We start from the raw sequence: 20,192 nt of genomic DNA, 5'->3' as shown, positions 1-20,192 counted from the left end.
ACATGGGGGAGTTCGTCGACGTCGTCCTGGGTGGGCCGGGGAACGGCCCGGTCGATGACCGGCCGGGGATCGCGACGCTGCTGCTGTCGCGGCCGCCGACCAATGCGCTGACCCGGCAGATGTACCGGGAGGTGGCCGCCGCGGCTGCCGAGGCCGGCGACCGCGACGACGTCCTGGCGGTCATCGTCTTCGGCGGCCACGAGATCTTCTGCGCCGGGGACGACGTCCCGGAACTGCGCACCCTGGATCCCGAGGAAGCCGACGCGGCCGCCCGCACGGCCCGTGAGGCGATCGCCGCGCTGGCCGCTCTGCCGAAGCCGACCGTCGCCGCGATCACCGGCTACGCGCTGGGCAGCGGGCTGACGCTGGCGCTGGCCGCGGATTGGCGGGTCAGCGGGGACAACGCGAAGTTCGGGTCCACCGAGATCCTCGGCGGCCGGTCACCCGACGCCTCGGCCGCAGCCCGGCTGACCCGCGCGGTGGGTGAGAGTAGGGCCAAGGACCTGGTGTTCAGCGGCCGGTTCGTCGGCGCCCCCGAAGCGCATGCACTCGGGCTGGTCGACGAGCTGGTCGCGCCCGACCACGTCTACGACGCCGCGCTGGCCTGGGCCCTGCGCTTCGCCGACTATCCGCCGCAGCTGCTGGCCGCCGCGAAAGCCAGCTTCGGGGCCGCCGGTTAGGCTGCCCTGCATGACGAGTACCGATTCGGCTCCGGTCCCGAACCCGCACGCCACGGCAGAGCAGGTCGAGGCCGCCCGCCACGACTCCAAACTCGCCCAGGTGCTGTACCACGACTGGGAGGCCGAGAGCTACGACGACAAGTGGTCGATCTCGTACGACCAGCGTTGCATCGACTACGCCCGCGGCCGGTTCGACGCCATCGTGCCCGCCGAGGAACAGCGTGAACTGCCCTACGACCGGGCTCTGGAACTGGGCTGCGGCACCGGGTTCTTCCTGCTCAACCTCATCCAGTCGGGCGTGGCACGGCGCGGATCGGTGACCGACCTGTCGCCCGGCATGGTGAAGGTCGCCACCCGTAACGGCCAGTCGCTCGGGCTGGACGTCGACGGCCGGGTGGCCGACGCCGAGGGCATCCCGTACGAGGACGACACCTTCGACCTGGTGGTCGGCCACGCGGTGCTGCACCACATCCCCGACGTGGAACTGTCGCTGCGCGAGGTCGTGCGGGTGCTCAAACCCGGCGGCCGGTTCGTCTTCGCCGGCGAGCCGACGACCGTCGGCAACACCTATGCCCGCACGCTGGCCGACCTGACCTGGAAGACCACCGTCGCGGCGATGAAGCTGCCCGGCCTGAGCAGCTGGCGCCGGCCGCAGGAGGAACTCGACGAGAACTCGCGGGCGGCCGCGCTGGAGTGGATCGTCGACCTGCACACCTTCGACCCGGCCGACCTCGAGAAGATGGCGACCAACGCCGGTGCGGTCTCGGTGCAGACGGCCAGCGAGGAGTTCACCGCGGCGATGCTGGGCTGGCCGGTGCGCACCTTCGAGTCGACGGTGCCGCCGGGCAAGCTCGGATGGGGCTGGGCGAAGTTCGCGTTCAACGGCTGGACCACGCTGAGCTGGGTGGACGCCAACGTCTGGCGCCGCGTCGTGCCGAAGGGCTGGTTCTACAACGTGATGGTCACCGGGGTCAAGCCGTCGTAGCGTTCACGCTCGACGACGTCGAGTACCTGCAGGGCGAGGCCGGCGCGAGCGCGCTGCGCGACGTCGCGGACCTGGAGCTGGGCGACAGCACGCTGGTGCGCGACATCGCTTCTGTGCGAAACCGATTCGGCACGCGCGCGATCGTCCTGGTGGAGACCGTGCGGCTGCGCAGGCGCGCCGTCGCCAAGGTCGGCGACCCGTCGGGCTGGCTGTTCACCGACGAGGCGCTGCAGCAGGCGACGGCCGCCCCGGTGGCCGCTCACCGGGCGCGTCGCCTTCGCGGCGCGCGTGTGCACGACGCCACCTGTTCGATCGGCAGTGAGCTTGCCGCGCTTCGTGATTCGGCTTCGGTGGTGATGGGCAGCGACATCGATCCCGTGAGGTTGTCGATGGCGCGGCACAACCTCGCGCAGGGCGGCGCCGAGGTCCTGGTGTGCCGGGCCGACGCGCTCCGCCCGGTCAGCCGGGACACCGTCGTGCTGCTCGATCCCGCCCGCCGCAGTGCCGGGCGACGGCGGTTCGACCCACGCGACTACACCCCGGCCCTCGATACGCTGTTCGACGTGTACCGCGGCCGCGACTTCGTCGTGAAGTGCGCTCCCGGAATCGATTTCGGCCGGCTTCCGGACCTCGGGTTCGCCGGCGAGGTCGAGGTGACGTCGTTGGCGGGAAGCGTGCGGGAGGCATGCCTGTGGTCGGCGGGGCTGACCGCCGGCGGTGTCACCCGGCGCGCGACCGTGCTCGACCGCGCCGAGGAGATCACCGACACCGAACCCGACGACTGCCCGGTCGGACCCGCAGGCCGGTGGATCGTCGACCCCGACGGCGCGGTGGTGCGCGCCGGGCTGGTGCGGCACTGGGCCGCCCGGCACGGCCTGTGGCAACTCGACCCGGACATCGCCTACCTGTCGGGTGACTCGGTGCCCGATGGTGTGCGCGGATTCGAGGTGCTCGACGAGGTCGGTTTCAGCGAACGGCGGCTGCGCGATGCGCTGGCGGCCCACGATGCCGGGGCGGTCGAGATCCTGGTGCGCGGCCTCGATGTGGACCCCGATGCGCTGCGGCGGCGGCTGCGGCTGCGCGGTTCGGCGCACGTCGCGGTGGTGCTGACCCGGCTCGGGTCCGGGACCGCAAGCCGGGCAACGGCGTTCATCTGCCGGCCGGACCGCTGAGCGGACACGTACGCTGACATGGACGCGCCGGTGACTCGAACCGGTGTCCGACATCATCTGCGAGGACGACTGACGATGGGTATTGCCAAGATGGCCGCCGTACTGGCGGCCGGTGTCCTGGTCGGCTGGCCGGGCATGGCCGTCGCGGGTGCGCAGTCGGCGTGCGCCGATCTGGGCGGCGCGCTCGACGGCGAGCAGACATGTCGCGTGCACGCCGCCACCTCGACATACACGCTGGACTACAGCTTCCCGGCCGGCTATCCGGACGAGCAGGCGGTCGCGGCCTACCTGACCCAGACCCGGGACGGATTCGTCAACGTATCGCAGACGCCCGGCAACCGCGACCTGCCCTACGTGCTGGACGCGAAGGGCACCACCTACCACTCGGGCATGGCCCCGAAGGGCACGCAGAGCCTGGTGTTCGAGGTGTACCAGAACGTCGGCGGCGCCCACCCGAGCACCTGGTTCAAGGCGTTCAACTACAACCTCGACGGACAGCGGCCGGTCACGTTCGACAACTTGTTCAAGCCCGGCACGCTGCCGCTGGACACGATCTACCCGATCGTCCAGCGCGAGGTGCAGCGCCAGCTCGGCCCCGACGTGGCGATCGCCCCTGAAAACGGAATGAACGCCGACAACTACCAGAACTTCGCGATCTCCGACGACGCTGTGGTGTTCTTCTTCGCCCAGGGCGAGCTGATGGCCGGCGCTGCGGGGGCGAACCAGGTGTCGGTCCCGCGGGCCGCGATCGCTCCGATGCTGGCGGTCTAGGAGCCGATATATCAGGCCGGCGCGAAGCCGTACACCTGACCGTCGCTGGTGGCGGTGACGATGCGACCGTCGTGCGCGATCGACACCCCTACCGGCCACCCGGTGGCCTCCGGCAGCGGATAGCTGTTCACCGTGCGGCCGTCGCCTGCGTCGACGACCAACAGCGCCTGCCCGCGCTCGCCGTCGGGGACCACCGTGTAGGCGAGCGCACCGGCCCGGCTGGCGGTGGTCAGCGGCGCGACGTCGTCGCGGGTCCAGGCGACTTCGCCGCGGTCACCCTCGTCGCGGACGGCGAGCAGGCGCGAGCCGGGGCCGCCGCCGGTGAGGATCAGCCCGTCGGGCGACACCGACGGCGGGGTCTGCGCGAGGTACTCCAGCGGCACCGACCACTTCGGCGTGCCGTCGGCGCTGTTCAATGCCCACAGCCGCGAGTCGCGGCCGTTGACGTAGACGGTGGCGCCGTCGGCGGACAGCACCGGGCTGGCCAAGGGCCCGCGTCCTACCGCCTCACTGGTCCACTCGCGGGTCAGCAGTGGGCGCTGACCGGCGCGGTAGCGCAGTCCGACGAGGACGGGCGCGTCGGCGCCGGGCTCCCACAGCGTCAGCACCACGGTGCCGGTCTGCGCCGAGAACGCCGGCGCCGCCGCCACCGGGCAGCCGCGCCGGGCGGTCCGGCAGTCGGCGAGGCCGCGCACGGAGTCCGTGGGATCGACACCCGCGACCAGGTCGAGCGGCGCGCCCTCCACCGTTCCACGGTGCCCGTCGAAGGTCAGCACCTGGCCTAGGTGCGTCACCACCAGCAACAGCCCGTCGGTGAGCAGGCGCGGGGTGGTGGGCATGCCGATGACCGGCTGGCGCCAGCGGATCCATTGCGTCGGCGGGAAGGACACGATGGCGCCGGGCTGGCCGACGTAGAGGTTGTCGAATCCGTCGAAGAGGGGACTGGCTCCGCCGCCGCCCTGCACCAGCCGCGTGCACCAGCGCTGTCGCGCGAGGTTGTCGAACTCCCACACCATCAGTGAGCAGCCCGCCGGCGTCTGCGCATTGGCGGCCAGAAAGTTGCCGGAACCCAGCGCGACGGCGGCGCCGAGGTCACCCTTGACCGACCGGGTCCACTCCAGCGTGAGGGCTCCCGGCCCGGCGTCGGCGGTGTAGCTGCTGTTCGCGGCGTCGCCGTACTGGGCGGACCACCCCGAGGCGGCCTTCGACTCGACCCAGCCGTCGGTGTCCCCGCAACCGGCGAGCACGCCCGCGAGCAGCGCCGTCATCACCAGCACGGTCAGTCGCCGGTACACAGTGCTCCGTCAGTCCTCTCGTCCGGGCGTGATGCGCGGCCCACGTGAGGGTAACCCGGTGGGGCGGCGCCCCGGCCACCCGGCAAGCGTGACGCGGCGACCCGGGAAACCAGACCTGGTGCTCGCGTAGGCTTTGCGGCCATGACGACGATGTGGGGTGCGCCGTTGCACAAGCGCTGGCGCGGCTCGCGGCTGGGCGATCCGCGTCAGGCGAATTTCCTCACCGTGGCCTCGCTGAAGTGGGTGCTGGCCAATAAGGCGTACACGCCGTGGTACCTGGTGCGCTACTGGCGGCTGCTGAAGTTCAAGCTGCGCAACCCGCACATCATCACCCGCGGCATGGTGTTCCTGGGCAAGGGCGTGGAGATCGAGGCGACCCCGGAGCTGTCGACGATGGAGATCGGCCGCTGGGTGCACATCGGAGACAAGAACACGATCCGCTGCCACGAGGGATCGCTGCGCATCGGCGACAAGGTGGTGCTGGGCCGCGACAACGTGATCAACACCTACCTCGACATCGAGCTGGGAGATTCGGTGCTGATGGCCGACTGGTGCTACATCTGCGACTTCGACCACCGGATGGACAACATCGACCTGCCGATCAAGGACCAGGGCATCGTCAAGGGTCCGGTGCGGATCGGGCCCGACACCTGGGTCGGCGTCAAGGTCACCGTGCTGCGCAACACCACCGTCGGGCGCGGCTGTGTGCTGGGCTCGCACGCGGTGGTCAGGGGCGACGTCCCGGACTTCTCGATCGCCGTCGGCGCCCCGGCGAAGGTGGTCAAGAACCGCAAGCTCGCCTGGGAGACCTCGGCCGCCCAGCGCGCCGAACTCGCCGCGGCGCTGGCCGACATCGAACGCAAGAAAGCCGCCCGCTGACCCCTGTTCCGAACTGTGGAACTCGACGCGTCGCTCGTCTTACCAAACCATACGGTCCAGTATGATATGACCTCATGTCGAGGCGTTCGTGAACAGGAACAACACGCGGGAGAAGTGGCTGGATGCCGGCCTTCGGGTGCTGGCCGCCGACGGCGCGAGCGGTTTGCGGATCGACCGCATCGCGGCCAGGCTGAAGTTGTCGAAGGGCTCGTTCCACCATCACTTCAGCGGTGCCGACGGCTACAAGCGGGAACTGCTCGCGCATTTCGAGGCGATGGCCGTCGATGCCATGGAGCGCGAGATCGACGCCGCCCGGGCGCCCGGTGATGCCCGCGCCGTGCTGACCCGGCTCACCGGTCTCGTTTCCGCTGGGGGAGATGGCCTTTACCGTCCCCAGCTCGAATTGGCGGTCCGTGCGTGGGCGACCTGGGACGACGAGGTCAACCGGGTGCAGGGTCGCATCGACAGGGCCAGGCTGACGGCTCTCCAGCGGATCTGGCGCCCCCATGTCGAGACCGACGCCGATGCGCGGGTGGCCGCACTGCTGCCGTATCTCGTCGCCCTCGGCGCTGCGGTGTCGGTTCCGCCCGTCGAGCCCGAGGAACTGGGGCGCGTCTACGAGACGTTGCTGCCGCTCGTCCCCGGATCGGACGCTTGAGCCAAAGCATACGGTACGGTATGGTTTGATTCGTGACGTCGCTACCCGACCCGCAGTGGCCCGTCGTGGTGCTGGCGGCCATTCAGCTCGTGGACGCGGTTCTGTGCATCAAGCCGGCCGCATTCATCGCAGACTGCTTCCGGGGGGTCAACTGGCCGCAACGCCTCTGGTGGCTGATGCCGCCGATCAAACTGGCCGCCGCGGCCGGGCTGGTGGCCGGGCTCTGGATCCCTCACCTGGCGGCGTTGACCTGCGCGGCGCTCGTGGCGTACTTCCTGTGTGCCGTCGCCGCCCATGTCCGCGCCCGCGATTACGGCCGGAATCTGTTCCTCAACGCGACGGGCATGCTCGTCATCTGCCTAGCCGTCGGCGTCTTCTGCTTCCTCGTCTGAACCGGAGAAAGGATGGACATGAGCGAGTCCGGTGGAACGGCAACGCTGTTCGAGAGGTGGGTGCACGAGGTGTGGTCCGGCGGGCGGGTGCCCGCCGACCTGGTCGCCGACGACTTCGTCGGCCACTGGCCCGGCCGGGACATCCGCGGCACGGTGGAACTGGCGGCGATCATCGACGAGACCCGCTCCGCTTTCGAGGAGCTCACCTTCCAGATCGTGCTGGGCCCGTTCACCGACGGGGAGCTGATGGCCGGACGGTGGATCGGGCACGGTCGGCACAGTTCGGGCGAGGCGCGGTTCTCCGGCAATGACATCCTGCGCATCGCCGACGGGCGCATCGCCGAGTATTGGACGGGGACGTCGGGCGGTTGATGTACCGGCTACCGGCCGGGCAGGGCGTGTTCGACCGTGGGCCGACGCGGATGTGGTTCACGCTCACCGCGTTTGGCCGCCAGGTAGACCTGTGCGGTGTCGGCGGCGACGGTGTGCCAGTCGAAGTCGGAGGTGAGCCGGTCGCGGGCGGCGATGGCATGACGCTGCGCCGCTTGCGGATCGTCGAGCACCGCGACGACGGCGGCCGCGAGCCCCGCGACATCGCGCGGAGCGCATGACATCCCGGTCTCCCCGTCGATGACGGCCTCGCCGAGTCCGCCCACATTCGTGGTCACCAGGGGGGTGCCGGTGGCGGCGGCCTCGAGTGCGACGATGCCGAACGGCTCGTAGTGGCTCGGCAGCACGGCCGCGTCGGCGGTGTGCAGCATCGCCACCAGGTCATCGTGTCCGAGCCGCCCGACGAATCGTGTCGCCTTGCGCACCTTGTGCTTCCGTGCCTGTTCGACGAGCCACTGCTCCTGGGTGCCGTCACCGGCGATCGTCAGTGTGGTGCCGGGATGCGCGCGCCGGATCCGCGGAAGCGCGGCGATGGCGTCGTGGATGCCCTTCTCGTACTCCAGCCGGCCGACGAACAACAGGTGTGGCGCGCCGTTCCGGGCGCGCCGGCTGGCGAACGGCCAGAGGCCGGCATCGATGCCGTTGCGGATCACCCGGACCTCGGCGAGGCCGGGGCCGAACAGTTCGGTGATCTCGTCGCTCATGGAGGCCGAACACGTGATGAGCGAATCGGATTCGTGCACCAGCCACGATTCGACCGCGTGCACCTGGCGACTGATCTTGCCAGACACCCAGCCCGAGTGCCTGCCCGCCTCGGTGGCGTGGATGGTGGAGACGAGTGGCACGTCGAAGAACTCGGCGAGAGCGATGGCCGGATGCGCCACCAGCCAGTCGTGTGCGTGCACGACGTCGGGCCGCCATGGCGCGCCGTCGGCGGTGTGGCGCAGCGTGAGGCCCGACCGGACCATGGAGTGCCCCATCGCGAGGACCCAGGCCATCATGTCGGTGCCGAAGTCGAAGTCGTGCGGATCCTGCGCGGCGGCGACGACGCGCACGCCCTCGCTGTACTCGTCCGTCGACGGGTGGGTGCTGGGATCGGTGCCGGTTGGCCGGCGGCTGAGCACGACGACCTCGTGACCGGCCTCTGCCAGTGCGGTCGCGAGGTGGTGGACGTGGCGGCCGAGTCCGCCGATGACCACCGGCGGGTACTCCCACGACACCATCAGCACCTTCATGGGCGTGACCGGGTCCGGCTCATCGCGGGAGCCGTCGGGCGTCGAGCGCGCCGAACAGTCCGTCGGCGCGGTTCCAGCCGTCGGCGAGTCGCTGCGCGGTGTCGCGGCGGCCGGAGGCCAGCGCCCCGGCGATCTCACGGGTGGCGTGGGCGTGCAGGTGGGCGCGGTAGCGCGCGTAGTCGGCGGCCGAGTCCTTGCTGACCATGAACGGCCAGTCGCTCGACACCGTCAGCAGTGTCTCGCGCAGGATCTGGTCGGCGACGTGGTCACGCGCCGATGGCGATCCGACGGCCGAGGTCTGGGCGAGCGCCTTGTCGACGGTGCTGAGCGCCGTCTCGGCGACCTCGCTGTTGAGCTGCACCAGGTCGGCGACCTGCTCGCCCGCCCACACCTGCCAGTCCTTGCCCGAACCCCATGAGCTGGGCGGCAGTTCGACCGGTGCGCCGACGAATCCGCCGGCGACGGCGTCGGAGAGGGTGCCGACCCGGACGCCGGCTTCGGGGAGTGCCCGCAGCACCCGCGCCAGCCACTCCGGGCCCTCGTACCACCAGTGTCCGAACAGCTCGGTGTCGAAGGCGGCCACGACGTGCGCGGGCCTGCCGATCCGCTCGCTCTCGGCGATCAGCCGCTGCCGCACGGTGTCGACGAAGTCGGCGACGTGTCCGTCGACAGCCGCGCTCGCACGCTGCGGGTCGTACGGCGCCTTGTCCTCGGACGCCACGTTGCGCCCGGTGACCCGGGCCGGTTTGAGCCCGGTGACGTGGTCGTGGGTGTGGAAGTCGCGGTAGGCGCCGTGGCCCGGATAGCCGGACTTCGGTGACCACACCCGGTAGCTGACCTGCAGGTCACGGCCGAACGCGACGACATCCGACGCGCCGACCGGGCGGCCCAGCGCGGTGTCCCCGTGCAGCGACGGCCCGTCGACCATGAAGTGCCCGACGCCCGCGGCGGCGTACTCGGTCTCCATGCCGGGCGCGTAGGCGCACTCCGGCGCCCAGATGCCGGTGGGCACATGGGCGAACCGCTGGCCGGCGTCGGCCAGGCCCTCGCGCAGCGCGAACTCCCGCAGCCGCGGGTTGAGCAGTGGCTGGAACGGGTGCGAGAGCGGCCCGCCCAGCAGTTCGATGGCGTCGGCGTCGATCAGCTCGCGCAGCAGCGGGCTGCCGCCGTGGCGCCACAGCGTGGTGAAGTCCTCGAGCGCCTCGTTCGCCACCCGGTGCTCGTGCGCCCCGAACGCGCGTAACGCCTCCGGGGCGGAGGCCGCGCCGGTGGCGGTCGACGTGCGCAGTGTCGCGGCCTCGAGTGCCCGTAGCTCCCAGTTGGCCAGCCAGTGGTGCATACCGGTCAGGCAGTACGGGTCGTCGAGCTGCGCGGTCACCACCGGCGTCATCCCGAGGGTGAGCAGGTGTCCCCGGCCTTCGGCGGCCAGCGTGCGCAGCACGCGCATCAGGGGGAGATAGGCCGCCGACCACGACTGGTAGAGCCACTCCTCGCCGACCGGCCAGCGGCCGTGATGGGCCAGCCACGGCAGGTGCGTGTGCAGCACCAGGGTGAAGAGCCCAGGTACTGCGGGCGCCGGATCTGTCACGGCCGCACCGCGATCGCCACCAGATCGAGGCTGTCGTCGATCGGGCGCTCGGCCGCGGGCGTCAGGTCGAAGTCGTCGACGGTGACCGCGGCGACGTCGGCCAGCAGGTCGGCCGGCCACGGGGCGTCGGCCACCGCGCGGGCGATCTGGGCGTCGATGATCGAGCCGCCGTGCCGGGCGTCGAGTGCGGTCAGGCCGGGGCCGTGGAAGACGCCGTGGATCCCCTCCAGGGCGAAGCCGGCACCGGTCAGCAGTTCGGTCAGCTCGTCGGCATCGAGTTCGCGGGTGTGGAACGGGTTGACCGGGGTGTCGCTACCGGGGGTGAACGTGATCCTGTTCGGTGTCGACATCAGCAGGACGCCGGAGGGCCGCAGCACCCGCAGGCATTCGGCGACGAACTGCGGCTGGTCCCAGAGGTGTTCGATCACCTGGAAATTCACCACGACGTCGACGGAGGCGTCGGGCAGCGGGAGCGCGGCCAGGTTGCCGTGGTGCATCTCGATGCGCGGGTAGCGGGCGCGCACGTGGGCGACGGTCGCCTCGTCGTAGTCGAGGCCGATCACCCGGCGCGCCACGTCGGCGATCAGGTCGGCGCCGTAGCCCTCGCCGCAGCCGGCCTCGAGCACGTCGCGATCGGCGCAGCGGGCCGCCAGCCTCCGGTAGACGACCTCGTGCCTGCGGAACCAGTAGTTCTCCTCCGCCAGGCCGGGGATGGTCCGCTCGCCGGTCAGCGGCAGGGCAGGGGGTGTCCGGCCAGGGCCGTCCCCGACCGCCCCCGTCAGGAATGCGCTCATCGGAAGGCAGGCTAACCCAGGCGAAGCGCCGATGGCCGATTCGCGAACAGTTCCTCCACGCCGCCCCTGCTTAGGGGAGGTCAGCGCGCAAACTTCGACCAGCTATGGTGTCAGTACGGCCACCACAAGTTACCGACGGGTAACATGGTGGCAGTTGCTTGAAACGTGGTAATGCAGGCCGGCCCATCGGCCTCACCGAGGAGGACGAACCAGAGTCATGACGAACATCGTGGTCCTGATCAAACAGGTCCCTGACACGTGGTCCGAGCGGAAGCTGTCCGACGGGGACTACACGCTCGACCGGGAAGCCGCCGACGCCGTGCTCGACGAGATCAACGAGCGTGCGGTCGAAGAGGCGCTGCTGATCAAGGAGCGCCAGGGCGACGACAGCACCGTCACCGTGCTGACCGCCGGGCCGGAGCGTGCCACCGAGGCCATCCGTAAGGCGCTGTCGATGGGCGCCGACAAGGCGGTCCACCTAGTCGACGAGCAGCTGCATGGCTCCGACATGGTCCAGACCGGGTGGGCGCTGGCCCGCGCGCTGGGGACCATCGAGGGCGCCGAGCTGGTCATCGCCGGCAACGAGGCCACCGACGGCACGGGCGGCGCCGTGCCGGCGATCATCGCCGAGTACCTGGGCCTGCCGCAGCTGACGCACGTGCGCAAGCTGAGCGTCGAGGACGGCAAGGTCACCGGCGAGCGGGAGACCGACGACGGCGTGTTCACCCTCGAGGCCTCGCTGCCCGCCGTGGTGAGCGTGAACGAGAAGATCAACGAGCCGCGCTTCCCGTCCTTCAAGGGCATCATGGCCGCGAAGAAGAAGGAAGTGGTCAAGCTCACGCTGGCTGAGATCGGTGTCGAGGCCGACGAGGTCGGCGTCGCCAATGCCGGTTCCAAGGTGCTGTCGTCGACCCCCAAGCCGCCGAAGACGGCAGGCGAGAAGGTCACCGACGAGGGCGAGGGCGGCGCGAAGGTCGCCGAGTACCTCGTGGCCCAGAAGATCATCTAGCCGCGACCCGACCAGACATTCCTAGAAGAGGCGAAAGACAAACCCATGGCTGAAGTACTCGTGTTCGTCGAACACGCCGAAGGTGCCCTGAAGAAGGTCACCTCCGAACTGATCACCGCCGCCCGCGTGCTCGGTGAGCCCTCCGCCGTCGTGGTGGGCAAGCCCGGCACCGCCGAGCCGCTCGTCGACGGCCTCAAGGCCGCCGGCGCCGCGAAGATCTACGTCGCCGAGTCCGACGACGCGGAGAACTACCTGATCACCCCGCAGGTCGACGTGCTGGCATCGCTGGTGGAGTCGGCGTCGCCGGCCGCCGTGCTGCTGTCGTCGAACGCCGACGGCAAGGAGATCGCGGGCCGGCTCGCCGCCCGCATCGGGTCCGGTGTGCTGACCGACGTCGTCGAGGTCAAGGAGGGTGGCGTGGCCATCCACTCGATCTTCGGTGGCGCCTTCACCGTCGAGGCGGAGTCCACCGGCGAGCTGCCGGTGATCACGCTGCGCGCCGGTTCGCTCGACGCCGAGCCGTCCGACGGCGCAGGCGAGGTCGTCAACGTCGAGGTGCCGGAGCAGGCGGAGAACGCCACCAGGATCACCGCGCGAGAGCCCGCGGTGGCCGGTGACCGTCCCGAGCTCGCCGAGGCCACGGTCGTGGTGTCCGGTGGCCGCGGTGTCGGCAGCGCCGAGAACTTCAACGTGGTGGAGGAGCTGGCCGACGCGCTCGGCGGCGCCGTCGGTGCGTCGCGTGCCGCGGTCGACTCCGGCTACTACCCGGGCCAGTTCCAGGTCGGCCAGACCGGCAAGACGGTGTCGCCGCAGCTGTACATCGCGCTCGGCATCTCCGGGGCGATCCAGCACCGCGCCGGCATGCAGACGTCGAAGACGATCATCGCGGTGAACAAGGACGAGGAGGCGCCGATCTTCGAGATCGCCGACCTCGGCATCGTCGGCGACCTGTTCAAGGTCACCCCGCAGCTGACCGAGAAGGTGAAGGCCCGCAAGGGCTGACCCCTCGGTCGACGCACACGCTCAACGCAGAACCCCGGCGCCCTGCGGCGCCGGGGTTCCGTCTTGTCCGGGCGCGGGCAAGACCACGGATTCTCCAGGGGGCGACCACGGCCACGGTGCGGCGATGCTGAGGGCAGTCAACCGAGGAGGGTTCTGAAATGACGAACAGCAGGCGGGTCGCTGACATGGAACTCACCGGTCAGTCCGCGCTGGTCACCGGCGGCACCGCAGGCATCGGCCTGGAGGTCGCCAGGCTGCTCGCCCGTGAGGGTGCGGCGGTGACCGTCACCGGTCGCAACGCCGTCCGCGGCGAGCAGGCGGCTGCCACACTCGGCGTGCGGTTCATCGAGGCCGACGTCGCCGACCTCGCGTCGGTCGAATCGCTGGTCCGCCGTTGCGGCGACGTGGACATCCTGATCAACAACGCGGCCAGTTTCCCCGGCGCGCTGACCGTCGACCAGGACGTGGCCTCGTTCGAGACGACGTTCGACACCAATGTGCGCGGCGCGTACTTCCTGGTCGCCGCGCTGGTGCCGGGCATGATCGCCCGCGGCGGCGGCAGCATCGTCAACGTCACCTCCATGGTGGCGTTCAAGGGCGTGCCGGGAGCGTCCACCTACAGCGCCTCGAAGGCCGCGCAGGAGTCGCTGACCCGAACCTGGGCGGCGGAATTCGGGCCCCAGGGCGTCCGGGTGAACAGCGTCGCACCGGGACCTACGGCGACCGAGGGCGTCTACGCCGAATGGGGCGACACCAACGACGAACTCGGCCGGTCGCTGCCACTGGGCCGGACCGCCCGTCCGGCGGAGATCGCCGAGGCGGTGCTGTTCCTCGCCTCGCCGAGGGCGAGCTTCATCACCGGATCGACGCTGCACGCCGACGGCGGCGGCGCAGCGGCCTGAGGGAGACTCGATGATCGACTCCTGAGAGCGCCGACGACCACATTTCGTCATCCAGCGCTCATGGACACGTCACGCACACGACGCCGTCCCGAGACCCGGCTAGGCGAGCGTGCTGACCATGAGCACTGCTGCTGTACTCATCGCCGCTGAACAGACCACCTCTGCGCACACCCCGCGGTACTCGCTGCTGCTGTCCACCGACTCCGACCTGATCGAGGCCGCCCAGCGGCTGCGCCACGACGTGTTCACCTCCGAGCCGGGTTTCGCCCTGGCCGGCGCGACCGACGGCCGCGACGCCGACCGCTTCGACGCGTACTGCGATCACCTGCTGGTCCGCGAGGAGGGGTCCGGTGAGCTGGTCGGCTGCTACCGGATGCTGCCACCTCCTGGCGCCATCGCCGCCGGTGGTCTCTACACCGCAACGGAATTCGACGTCAGCGCGCTCGACTCGCTGCGGCCGTCGCTGGTGGAGATGGGGCGTGCGGTGGTGCGCGAGGACCACCGCAACGGCGGAGTGGTGCTGCTGATGTGGGCGGGCATCCTGGCCTACCTGGACCGCTGCGGCTACGACTACGTCACCGGCTGCGTCTCGGTGCCCACGCACACGGACGGCGCCGACGATTCGCCGGGCAGCCAGATCCGCGGGGTCCGCGACTTCGTCCGCCGCAGGCACGCCGCCCCCGAGCAGTTCACCGTGCGCCCGTACCGCCCGGTGGTGCTCGACGGGCGCGGACTCGACGACATCGAACCGCCGGCCCGCGTCGCCGTTCCCGGACTGATGCGCGGCTACCTGCGTCTCGGCGCCCGGATCTGCGGCGATCCCGCCCACGATCCGGACTTCGGCGTGGGCGACTTCCCCGCGCTGCTGGACAAGCGGCAGGCCGACACCCGCTACCTGAAACGCCTCCGGTCGGTCTCGGCGGCGTCGACGATGGCCGAAGGGGTGACCCGATGACCGGCCTGGCGCCCGGTTCGGGATCCGCCGCAGTGCCGGCTCCCGTAGTTGCCGACCACCCCTGGCTGCCCCGGGCCTCCTGCGACTCCAGCTGTGTCAGCGCCGGCGTCGGCCGGCCGAGCCGGCCGGTCCTGGTGCGGCTGCGCACGGTGCTCCGGCTGGCCATGGCCCTGCTGCTGGCGCCGGCGCTGCCGCTGCTCGCGGTGCCGCTGCCCGGACGCGCGCACGTCCAACGCGCCTACTGCAGGCTGATGCTGCGCTGCCTCGGCGTGCGCATCAGCGTGTCCGGCGGCCCGATCCGCAATCTGCGCGGCGTGCTCGTGGTGAGCGGGCACGTGTCGTGGCTCGACATCTTCGCGATCGGCGCCGTGCTGCCGGGGTCGTTCGTCGCGCGGGCGGACCTGATCGAGTGGCCCGCCATCGGGCGCCTGGCGCGGATGGTGAAGGTCATCCCGATCGACCGGGCGAGCCTGCGCCGCCTGCCCGCTGTCGTGTCGGCGGTCGCCGACCGGTTGCGGGCCGGCCACACCGTCGTGGCGTTCCCCGAGGGCACCACCTGGTGTGGGCTGGGGTACGGCCGGTTCCGCCCCGCGATGTTCCAGGCCGCGGTCGACGCCGGCCGGCCGGTGCAGCCGTTGCGGCTGAACTACCACCACCGTGACGGCAGGCCGTCGACGGTGCCCGCCTTCGTCGGTGACGACACGCTGGTGGCGTCCCTGCGCCGGGTCACCGGCGCCCGCCTGACGGTCTGTCACATCGAGGTCGCGTCGCTGCAGCTGCCCGGCGCCGACCGGCGCGACCTCGCCGCACGCTGCGAGGCTCTGGTCCGCGGCCAGGACCGGCAGGCGCTGTCCGCCACACCGGCGTCGGCGCACGCCCTGGCTGCCTGACCAGGCGAAGCGAGCGGCCCAGGGGTGGCCGGTATCCTTGAACGGTTATGTCCGAGCCGGTCTATCTCGACCACGCCGCCACCACCCCGATGCATCCCGCCGCCATCGAGGCGATGACCGCTGTGCTGGCGACGGTCGGTAACGCGTCGTCGCTGCACGGCACCGGCCGGCTGGCCCGCAGGCGGATGGAGGAGGCGCGAGAGGCGCTGGCCCACCTGCTGGGCGCCCGCCCGTCCGAGGTGATCTTCACCGCGGGCGGCACCGAGAGCGACAACCTCGGGGTCAAGGGCATCTACTGGGCCCGCCGCGACGCCGATCCGCGGCGCCGCCGCATCATCACCACCCCGGTGGAGCACCACGCCGTGCTCGACGCGGTGGAGTGGCTCGCCGAGCACGAAGGCGCCGAGGTGACCTGGTTGCCGGTGGAGCCGGACGGTTCGGTGACGCCCGCCGCGCTGCGGGCGGCGCTGCAGGGCGGCGGCGACGTCGCGCTGGTGTCGGTGATGTGGGCCAACAACGAGGTCGGCACCATCCTGCCGGTGCCCGAACTGGCCGCGGTGGCCGCCGAGTTCGACGTCCCGATGCACAGCGACGCGATCCAGGCCGTCGGGCAGATCCCGGTCGACTTCGCCGCCAGCGGCCTGTCGGCGATGAGTGTGGCGGCCCACAAGTTCGGCGGCCCCACCGGTGTCGGCGCACTGCTGCTGCGCCGCGACACCACCTGCGTGCCGCTGCTGCACGGCGGTGGCCAGGAGCGCGACGTGCGTTCGGGCACACCGGATGTCGCGGGTGCGGTGGCGATGGCAGCCGCGGCGCGGATCGCGATCGAGGGGATGGCCGTCACCAGCGCGCGCGTGCAGCAGCTGCGCGACCGGCTGATCGACGGTGTGCTCTCCGGCATCGACGACGTCTACCTCAACGGCGCCCGCCACGGCGGCCGGCTGCCCGGTAACACGCACTTCACCTTCCGTGGATGTGAAGGCGACTCGCTGCTGATGTTGTTGGACGCCAATGAAATCGAATGCTCTACCGGCTCGGCCTGCACCGCCGGGGTGGCCCAGCCCTCGCATGTGCTTGTCGCGATGGGTGTCGACCCGGTGAATGCCCGCGGATCGCTGCGGCTCTCGCTGGGACACACCAGCACCGACGCCGATGTCGACGCCGCGCTTGCGGTCCTGCCCGCGGCGGTGGAGCGCGCGCGCCAGGCGGCGCTGGCCAGTTCAGGGGTGCTGGAGTAGATGCGGGTCCTGGTCGCGATGAGCGGCGGTGTCGACTCTTCGGTCGCCGCCGCCCGGATGGTGGACGCCGGGCACGACGTCGTGGGTGTGCACCTGGCGCTGTCGGCCGCGCCCGGCACGCTGCGCACCGGATCGCGCGGATGCTGCTCGAAAGAGGATGCCGGCGATGCCCGGCGGGTCGCCGACGTCCTCGACATCCCGTTCTACGTCTGGGATTTCGCGGACCGCTTCAAAGAGGACGTGATCGACGACTTCGTGGCGTCCTACGCCCGCGGTGAGACACCGAACCCGTGTGTGCGGTGCAACGAGAAGATCAAGTTCTCCGCGCTGGCGGCCCGCGCCCTTGCGCTGGGCTTCGATGCCGTCGCGACCGGGCACTATGCGCGGCTGTCGGAGGGCAGGCTGCGGCGCGCCGTCGACCACGACAAGGATCAGTCCTACGTGCTCGGTGTGCTGACCGCCGGTCAATTGCGACACGCGCTGTTCCCGATCGGTAACACCCCGAAGGCGCAGATCCGCGAGGAGGCCGCCCGCCGCGGCCTGGCCGTCGCCGACAAGCCCGACAGCCACGACATCTGCTTCATCCCGTCCGGCGACACCCGGGCGTTCTTAGGCGCCCGCATCGGCGTGCGGCGCGGAGCGGTCGTCGACTCCGGTGGCGCCGTGCTGGCCGAACACGAAGGTGTGCACGGCTTCACCGTCGGACAGCGCAAGGGCCTCGGCATCGCCGGACCCGGCCCGGACGGGCGGCCGCGCTACGTGACGGAGATCGACGCCGCCAGCGGGACGGTCCGCGTCGGCGACAGGGCCGATCTGGACGTGTGGCGGCTGACCGGCGAGCGGCCGGTGTTCACAAGCGGGTCGGCGCCGGACGGCCCGGTGGAGTGCGCGGTGCAGGTGCGGGCGCACGGCGGCGTCGCCGACGGTGTCGCGGCGCTGGTGGACGGACTGCTCACGGTCGATCTGCGTGCCCCGCTGCGCGGTGTCGCGCCGGGGCAGACGATGGTGCTCTACCGCCCCGATCCCGACGGCGACGAGGTGCTCGGCAGCGCCACGCTGCGCGGCTAGCGAGTGGCTGCCTAGGAGATCAGCAGCAGCGCCGACGTCATCACCATGACGGCGGCGGTGACACCGTGGACTCCCCAGGCGATCGACTTCGGACCGCCGTTGGCGAGCACGATGGCCGTGTCGGCGATCGGGATGACGGTGGCTGCCAACAGCGCCCAGCCGAGCAGGTGCGTGGCACCCGCGGCGATGAGGATGGCGACGAACAGTCCTGAGGCGATGTCACGGACGCCCTTGACGCTCAGATAGGCGCCGGCGTGACGCTGATCGAGATCTGGTTCGACCCCGTAGCCGGCGGCGGCGGCACGCGGCGCGACGAGGAACCGCGCGCCGATCACGATGATGGCCGCGGCAATGAGTCCGGCGAGCACGTAGGCGACGGTGGTGACGGTCATGAGGGAGACTCCTGGTGCTGAGAGGGAATGGGGGAGAACGGCATCGAGGGGTGTCATGTCATCAGCGCGATGCACAGGGCGGCCAGGCCCACACCTTGCAGCGCGGCGCGGGCGCCGATGATCCGGTCCCACCGTGCCTGCAGCATTCGTCCGTCCGGTAGCGGCCGCCCGGCGTCGGCGGCCGCCGTCAGTCGCCGGTTGATGGGTGCGCTCACCCGGAGGTACAGCACGAGCCAGACCGACAGCAGGACCAGCGCGAGGGCCGCCGCGATCGCCTGTGGCCAGTGTGCGGCCACTGCGGCCAGCACCGCGGTGGCCGCGGCGCCGAGGATGCCGAGCACTCCGGGCACCGGCATCCGCCGGTCGCCGTAGCGGTGCATGTGTCCGGTCACCGCGACCAGGGCGCCGTCGTCGACCGCGGCCAGGGCGGGCCGCAGCACGATGGCGCAGAACACGTCGGTGCCGTAGACCACCGCGGTGCCGAGCACCGCGATGAGTGCGGCGGCACTGGTGATGAGGTCCAACGCCATGTCGGGGACTCCCTGCTCCAGTAGGTGTTAGCAACGCTAACCCCCTGCCGTCGGCGAGTCAATAGCAGCGCTAGTAGAGCTAGCGGTGATAGCGTGTGGTATGCCGATCGAAGATCGCCGCGAGCGCGAGCGGGCCGCCCGCCGACAGCTGATCGTCGCCACGGCCCGCAGGCTGGCCGAGGCCGAGGGCTGGGACGCCGTCACCACGCGTCGCCTGTCGGCCGAGATCGAGTACAGCCAGCCGGTGCTGTACAAGCACTTCAGCGGCATGGAACAGATTGCCGAGGCCGTCGCCCTCGACGGGTTCGGCGAGTTGGTCGAGGTGCTCCGCGCCGCACGCACCGGCCCCGGCGCGGCCGGTGAGGTCCTTTCCCGGATCTCCCGCGCCTACGCCGGCTTCGCCCGCGACAACCCGGCCCTCTACGACGTGATGTTCACCCGGGCGACCACCCTGCGCTTCGCCGCCCAGGACACCCCGCCGCAGCTGACGGCCGCCTTCACCGAGCTTCGGCAGGCGCTCGCCGTGGTCGCCGGCGGGCGGCACGCGGACGCGCTCACCGAGGCGTTCTGGGCCGGGCTGCACGGCCTGGTCACCCTGACCCGCGCCGGCCGGCTACGCCCCGGCCACGATGCGGAGCGCCTCGACGTGCTCGTCAGGTCGTTCACCGGAAGCGACTGACAGCCCGGCGGAGCTACTCGCGGATCCTGGCCAGGATGCTGGCCATCACGATGTCGGGCACCGAGTCCGGGAAACTGCAGAACGTCACCTCGACCAGCACCACCGACTTGAGGCGGTAGTCGCGGCCGCACCCGCCGGGCCGGGTCTGTGCCGCATCGTCGGACGCCGTCCAGTCGCCGACGATCGACGGCCCGGCGCCGGTGCCGTCGCAGCGGTCGATGTGCGCGACGAGGCCGTCGAAGGCGCGGCGGGCCGTCACCGGATCGCGGTAGCCGGCGGCGCCCTGCGAGATGAGCCCACCGTCGGGCGGATTCTGGAACGTGGTCTTGTGGAACTCCTCGACGTCGGGTCCGAACGTCTGCGTCTCGGCGTAGACCCACCCGCACTGCGGTGGGACCGTCGGCATCAGCGCCTCGATGTCGACGGGGAACTTGCCGTCCATCGACGGGATGATCGTCAGGTCCTCGCCGGCGCCCGTGATGGCGCGCATCTGCGACTGTTCGAGCAGCACCGTGTCGACGTCGACGGGTGAGCGTGAATCGTCGTCGATGCCGGGCACCGGCCGCACCGCCGTCCCGCCGACGGTGTGGGCGCACCCCGCCACGAGCACGGCCGCGCCGCACAGCACCAGCCACCGGGCCAGAGCGCTCTTCGCGCGAGCGCTCATCGCGACCCCTTCCGTCGCCAC

General features: G+C 71.0%; 23 protein-coding genes. 16 read left to right on the top strand and 7 right to left on the bottom strand.

Annotated elements, in window-relative coordinates; genetic code table 11:
* Window positions 1-2 precede the first annotated feature (2 nt).
* From H7I41_RS07740 to H7I41_RS07725, 4 genes are all read left to right on the top strand, one after another.
* A complete protein-coding gene (locus H7I41_RS07740; RefSeq protein WP_264011988.1) occupies window positions 3-680 on the top strand; it encodes an enoyl-CoA hydratase in 678 nt (225 codons plus the stop codon).
* A gap of 10 nt (window positions 681-690) precedes the next feature.
* Window positions 691-1,665 carry a class I SAM-dependent methyltransferase gene (locus H7I41_RS07735; RefSeq protein ID WP_264011987.1) on the top strand — a complete coding sequence of 325 codons (975 nt, stop codon included), beginning with the start codon at window positions 691-693 and terminating at the stop codon, window positions 1,663-1,665.
* Window positions 1,599-2,837 (top strand): THUMP-like domain-containing protein, encoded by a 1,239-nt coding sequence (locus H7I41_RS07730; protein WP_264012250.1) that lies wholly within the window; start codon window positions 1,599-1,601, stop codon window positions 2,835-2,837. The genes H7I41_RS07735 and H7I41_RS07730 overlap by 67 nt, the downstream gene beginning before the upstream one ends.
* A gap of 75 nt (window positions 2,838-2,912) precedes the next feature.
* Complete coding sequence (locus tag H7I41_RS07725; RefSeq protein WP_264011986.1) at window positions 2,913-3,608, top strand: esterase; 696 nt, start codon at window positions 2,913-2,915, stop codon at window positions 3,606-3,608.
* Between the two features lie 11 nt (window positions 3,609-3,619).
* Here the strand turns inward: H7I41_RS07725 and H7I41_RS07720 are convergent, their stop codons facing one another.
* The gene (locus H7I41_RS07720) at window positions 3,620-4,903 is read right to left on the bottom strand and encodes a BamB-related PQQ repeat family beta-propellar protein (protein ID WP_264011985.1); all 1,284 of its coding nucleotides are present in this window, start codon (window positions 4,901-4,903) and stop codon (window positions 3,620-3,622) included.
* Between the two features lie 141 nt (window positions 4,904-5,044).
* On the opposite strand from H7I41_RS07720, the gene H7I41_RS07715 reads away from it, so the two are divergent.
* The 4 genes from H7I41_RS07715 to H7I41_RS07700 all read left to right on the top strand — a co-directional run bounded on the left by H7I41_RS07715 (window position 5,045) and on the right by H7I41_RS07700 (window position 7,204).
* Window positions 5,045-5,782 (top strand): acyltransferase, encoded by a 738-nt coding sequence (locus H7I41_RS07715; RefSeq protein WP_264011984.1) that lies wholly within the window; start codon window positions 5,045-5,047, stop codon window positions 5,780-5,782.
* Window positions 5,783-5,870: 88 nt separating this feature from the next.
* Window positions 5,871-6,440 (top strand): TetR/AcrR family transcriptional regulator, encoded by a 570-nt coding sequence (locus tag H7I41_RS07710; protein WP_264011983.1) that lies wholly within the window; start codon window positions 5,871-5,873, stop codon window positions 6,438-6,440.
* Window positions 6,441-6,472: 32 nt separating this feature from the next.
* The gene (locus tag H7I41_RS07705) at window positions 6,473-6,832 is read left to right on the top strand and encodes a DoxX family protein (RefSeq protein WP_264011981.1); all 360 of its coding nucleotides are present in this window, start codon (window positions 6,473-6,475) and stop codon (window positions 6,830-6,832) included.
* Between the two features lie 18 nt (window positions 6,833-6,850).
* A complete protein-coding gene (locus H7I41_RS07700) occupies window positions 6,851-7,204 on the top strand; it encodes an ester cyclase (protein WP_264011980.1) in 354 nt (117 codons plus the stop codon).
* Window positions 7,205-7,212: 8 nt separating this feature from the next.
* On the opposite strand, the gene H7I41_RS07695 is transcribed toward H7I41_RS07700, so the two are convergent.
* The 3 genes from H7I41_RS07695 to H7I41_RS07685 are packed head-to-tail and all read right to left on the bottom strand — an operon-like array spanning window position 7,213 to window position 10,839.
* On the bottom strand, window positions 7,213-8,457 hold the full coding sequence (locus H7I41_RS07695) for a glycosyltransferase family 4 protein (RefSeq protein WP_264011979.1): 1,245 nt from the start codon (window positions 8,455-8,457) through the stop codon (window positions 7,213-7,215).
* Window positions 8,458-8,476: 19 nt separating this feature from the next.
* The gene (locus H7I41_RS07690; RefSeq protein ID WP_264011978.1) at window positions 8,477-10,045 is read right to left on the bottom strand and encodes a 1,4-alpha-glucan branching protein domain-containing protein; all 1,569 of its coding nucleotides are present in this window, start codon (window positions 10,043-10,045) and stop codon (window positions 8,477-8,479) included.
* Window positions 10,042-10,839: a class I SAM-dependent methyltransferase gene (locus H7I41_RS07685; RefSeq protein WP_264011977.1), complete on the bottom strand. Its 798-nt coding sequence runs from the start codon at window positions 10,837-10,839 to the stop codon at window positions 10,042-10,044. The genes H7I41_RS07690 and H7I41_RS07685 overlap by 4 nt, the downstream gene beginning before the upstream one ends.
* A gap of 217 nt (window positions 10,840-11,056) precedes the next feature.
* Between H7I41_RS07685 and H7I41_RS07680 the strand changes: the two genes are divergently transcribed.
* The 7 genes from H7I41_RS07680 to mnmA all read left to right on the top strand — a co-directional run bounded on the left by H7I41_RS07680 (window position 11,057) and on the right by mnmA (window position 17,903).
* Window positions 11,057-11,848, top strand: a complete 792-nt coding sequence (locus H7I41_RS07680) for an electron transfer flavoprotein subunit beta/FixA family protein (protein WP_264011976.1) — start codon at window positions 11,057-11,059, stop codon at window positions 11,846-11,848.
* A 45-nt stretch (window positions 11,849-11,893) separates the two neighbouring features.
* Window positions 11,894-12,850: an electron transfer flavoprotein subunit alpha/FixB family protein gene (locus H7I41_RS07675; RefSeq protein ID WP_264011975.1), complete on the top strand. Its 957-nt coding sequence runs from the start codon at window positions 11,894-11,896 to the stop codon at window positions 12,848-12,850.
* A gap of 185 nt (window positions 12,851-13,035) precedes the next feature.
* Window positions 13,036-13,752: an SDR family NAD(P)-dependent oxidoreductase gene (locus tag H7I41_RS07670; protein ID WP_264012249.1), complete on the top strand. Its 717-nt coding sequence runs from the start codon at window positions 13,036-13,038 to the stop codon at window positions 13,750-13,752.
* Window positions 13,753-13,870: 118 nt separating this feature from the next.
* On the top strand, window positions 13,871-14,707 hold the full coding sequence (locus H7I41_RS07665; RefSeq protein ID WP_264011974.1) for a GNAT family N-acetyltransferase: 837 nt from the start codon (window positions 13,871-13,873) through the stop codon (window positions 14,705-14,707).
* The gene (locus H7I41_RS07660) at window positions 14,704-15,597 is read left to right on the top strand and encodes a lysophospholipid acyltransferase family protein (RefSeq protein WP_264011973.1); all 894 of its coding nucleotides are present in this window, start codon (window positions 14,704-14,706) and stop codon (window positions 15,595-15,597) included. Before H7I41_RS07665 ends, H7I41_RS07660 begins: the two co-directional genes overlap by 4 nt.
* A gap of 47 nt (window positions 15,598-15,644) precedes the next feature.
* Entirely contained in the window at window positions 15,645-16,835 is a 1,191-nt protein-coding gene (locus H7I41_RS07655; RefSeq protein WP_264011972.1) for a cysteine desulfurase family protein, read from the top strand.
* Entirely contained in the window at window positions 16,836-17,903 is a 1,068-nt protein-coding gene (gene mnmA, locus H7I41_RS07650; RefSeq protein WP_264011971.1) for a tRNA 2-thiouridine(34) synthase MnmA, read from the top strand. It begins immediately after the preceding gene.
* 11 nt (window positions 17,904-17,914) lie between these two features.
* On the opposite strand, the gene H7I41_RS07645 is transcribed toward mnmA, so the two are convergent.
* The gene (locus H7I41_RS07645) at window positions 17,915-18,295 is read right to left on the bottom strand and encodes a DUF4267 domain-containing protein (RefSeq protein WP_264011970.1); all 381 of its coding nucleotides are present in this window, start codon (window positions 18,293-18,295) and stop codon (window positions 17,915-17,917) included.
* A 53-nt stretch (window positions 18,296-18,348) separates the two neighbouring features.
* Window positions 18,349-18,825: a DUF1772 domain-containing protein gene (locus H7I41_RS07640; RefSeq protein WP_264011969.1), complete on the bottom strand. Its 477-nt coding sequence runs from the start codon at window positions 18,823-18,825 to the stop codon at window positions 18,349-18,351.
* A gap of 100 nt (window positions 18,826-18,925) precedes the next feature.
* Here H7I41_RS07640 and H7I41_RS07635 point away from each other — a divergent pair, with 100 nt between their 5' ends.
* Window positions 18,926-19,504, top strand: a complete 579-nt coding sequence (locus tag H7I41_RS07635) for a TetR/AcrR family transcriptional regulator (protein ID WP_264011968.1) — start codon at window positions 18,926-18,928, stop codon at window positions 19,502-19,504.
* Between the two features lie 13 nt (window positions 19,505-19,517).
* Here the strand turns inward: H7I41_RS07635 and H7I41_RS07630 are convergent, their stop codons facing one another.
* Window positions 19,518-20,171: a sensor domain-containing protein gene (locus H7I41_RS07630; protein ID WP_264011967.1), complete on the bottom strand. Its 654-nt coding sequence runs from the start codon at window positions 20,169-20,171 to the stop codon at window positions 19,518-19,520.
* Window positions 20,172-20,192 lie beyond the last annotated feature (21 nt).

The organism is [Mycobacterium] manitobense, from assembly GCF_025821665.1.
In the GTDB taxonomy this organism is placed as follows: Bacteria; Actinomycetota; Actinomycetes; order Mycobacteriales; family Mycobacteriaceae; genus Mycobacterium; species Mycobacterium arseniciresistens.
This window is presented reverse-complemented; position numbering and strand designations above follow the sequence as displayed.

Excerpts from the sequence above, each read along its gene's own strand:
- H7I41_RS07725 (WP_264011986.1), top strand. The coding sequence starts at position 2,913 with ATGGGTATTGCCAAGATGGCCGCCGTACTGGCGGCCGGTGTCCTGGTC.
- H7I41_RS07685 (WP_264011977.1), bottom strand. The coding sequence starts at position 10,839 with ATGAGCGCATTCCTGACGGGGGCGGTCGGGGACGGCCCTGGCCGGACA.
- H7I41_RS07670 (WP_264012249.1), top strand. The coding sequence starts at position 13,036 with ATGGAACTCACCGGTCAGTCCGCGCTGGTCACCGGCGGCACCGCAGGC.
- H7I41_RS07695 (WP_264011979.1), bottom strand. The coding sequence starts at position 8,457 with ATGAAGGTGCTGATGGTGTCGTGGGAGTACCCGCCGGTGGTCATCGGC.
- H7I41_RS07680 (WP_264011976.1), top strand. The coding sequence starts at position 11,057 with ATGACGAACATCGTGGTCCTGATCAAACAGGTCCCTGACACGTGGTCC.
- H7I41_RS07665 (WP_264011974.1), top strand. The coding sequence starts at position 13,871 with ATGAGCACTGCTGCTGTACTCATCGCCGCTGAACAGACCACCTCTGCG.
- H7I41_RS07640 (WP_264011969.1), bottom strand. The coding sequence starts at position 18,825 with ATGGCGTTGGACCTCATCACCAGTGCCGCCGCACTCATCGCGGTGCTC.
- H7I41_RS07630 (WP_264011967.1), bottom strand. The coding sequence starts at position 20,171 with ATGAGCGCTCGCGCGAAGAGCGCTCTGGCCCGGTGGCTGGTGCTGTGC.
- H7I41_RS07645 (WP_264011970.1), bottom strand. The coding sequence starts at position 18,295 with ATGACCGTCACCACCGTCGCCTACGTGCTCGCCGGACTCATTGCCGCG.
- H7I41_RS07735 (WP_264011987.1), top strand. The coding sequence starts at position 691 with ATGACGAGTACCGATTCGGCTCCGGTCCCGAACCCGCACGCCACGGCA.
- H7I41_RS07655 (WP_264011972.1), top strand. The coding sequence starts at position 15,645 with ATGTCCGAGCCGGTCTATCTCGACCACGCCGCCACCACCCCGATGCAT.
- mnmA (WP_264011971.1), top strand. The coding sequence starts at position 16,836 with ATGCGGGTCCTGGTCGCGATGAGCGGCGGTGTCGACTCTTCGGTCGCC.
- H7I41_RS07700 (WP_264011980.1), top strand. The coding sequence starts at position 6,851 with ATGAGCGAGTCCGGTGGAACGGCAACGCTGTTCGAGAGGTGGGTGCAC.
- H7I41_RS07660 (WP_264011973.1), top strand. The coding sequence starts at position 14,704 with ATGACCGGCCTGGCGCCCGGTTCGGGATCCGCCGCAGTGCCGGCTCCC.
- H7I41_RS07675 (WP_264011975.1), top strand. The coding sequence starts at position 11,894 with ATGGCTGAAGTACTCGTGTTCGTCGAACACGCCGAAGGTGCCCTGAAG.
- H7I41_RS07715 (WP_264011984.1), top strand. The coding sequence starts at position 5,045 with ATGACGACGATGTGGGGTGCGCCGTTGCACAAGCGCTGGCGCGGCTCG.
- H7I41_RS07740 (WP_264011988.1), top strand. The coding sequence starts at position 3 with ATGGGGGAGTTCGTCGACGTCGTCCTGGGTGGGCCGGGGAACGGCCCG.
- H7I41_RS07635 (WP_264011968.1), top strand. The coding sequence starts at position 18,926 with ATGCCGATCGAAGATCGCCGCGAGCGCGAGCGGGCCGCCCGCCGACAG.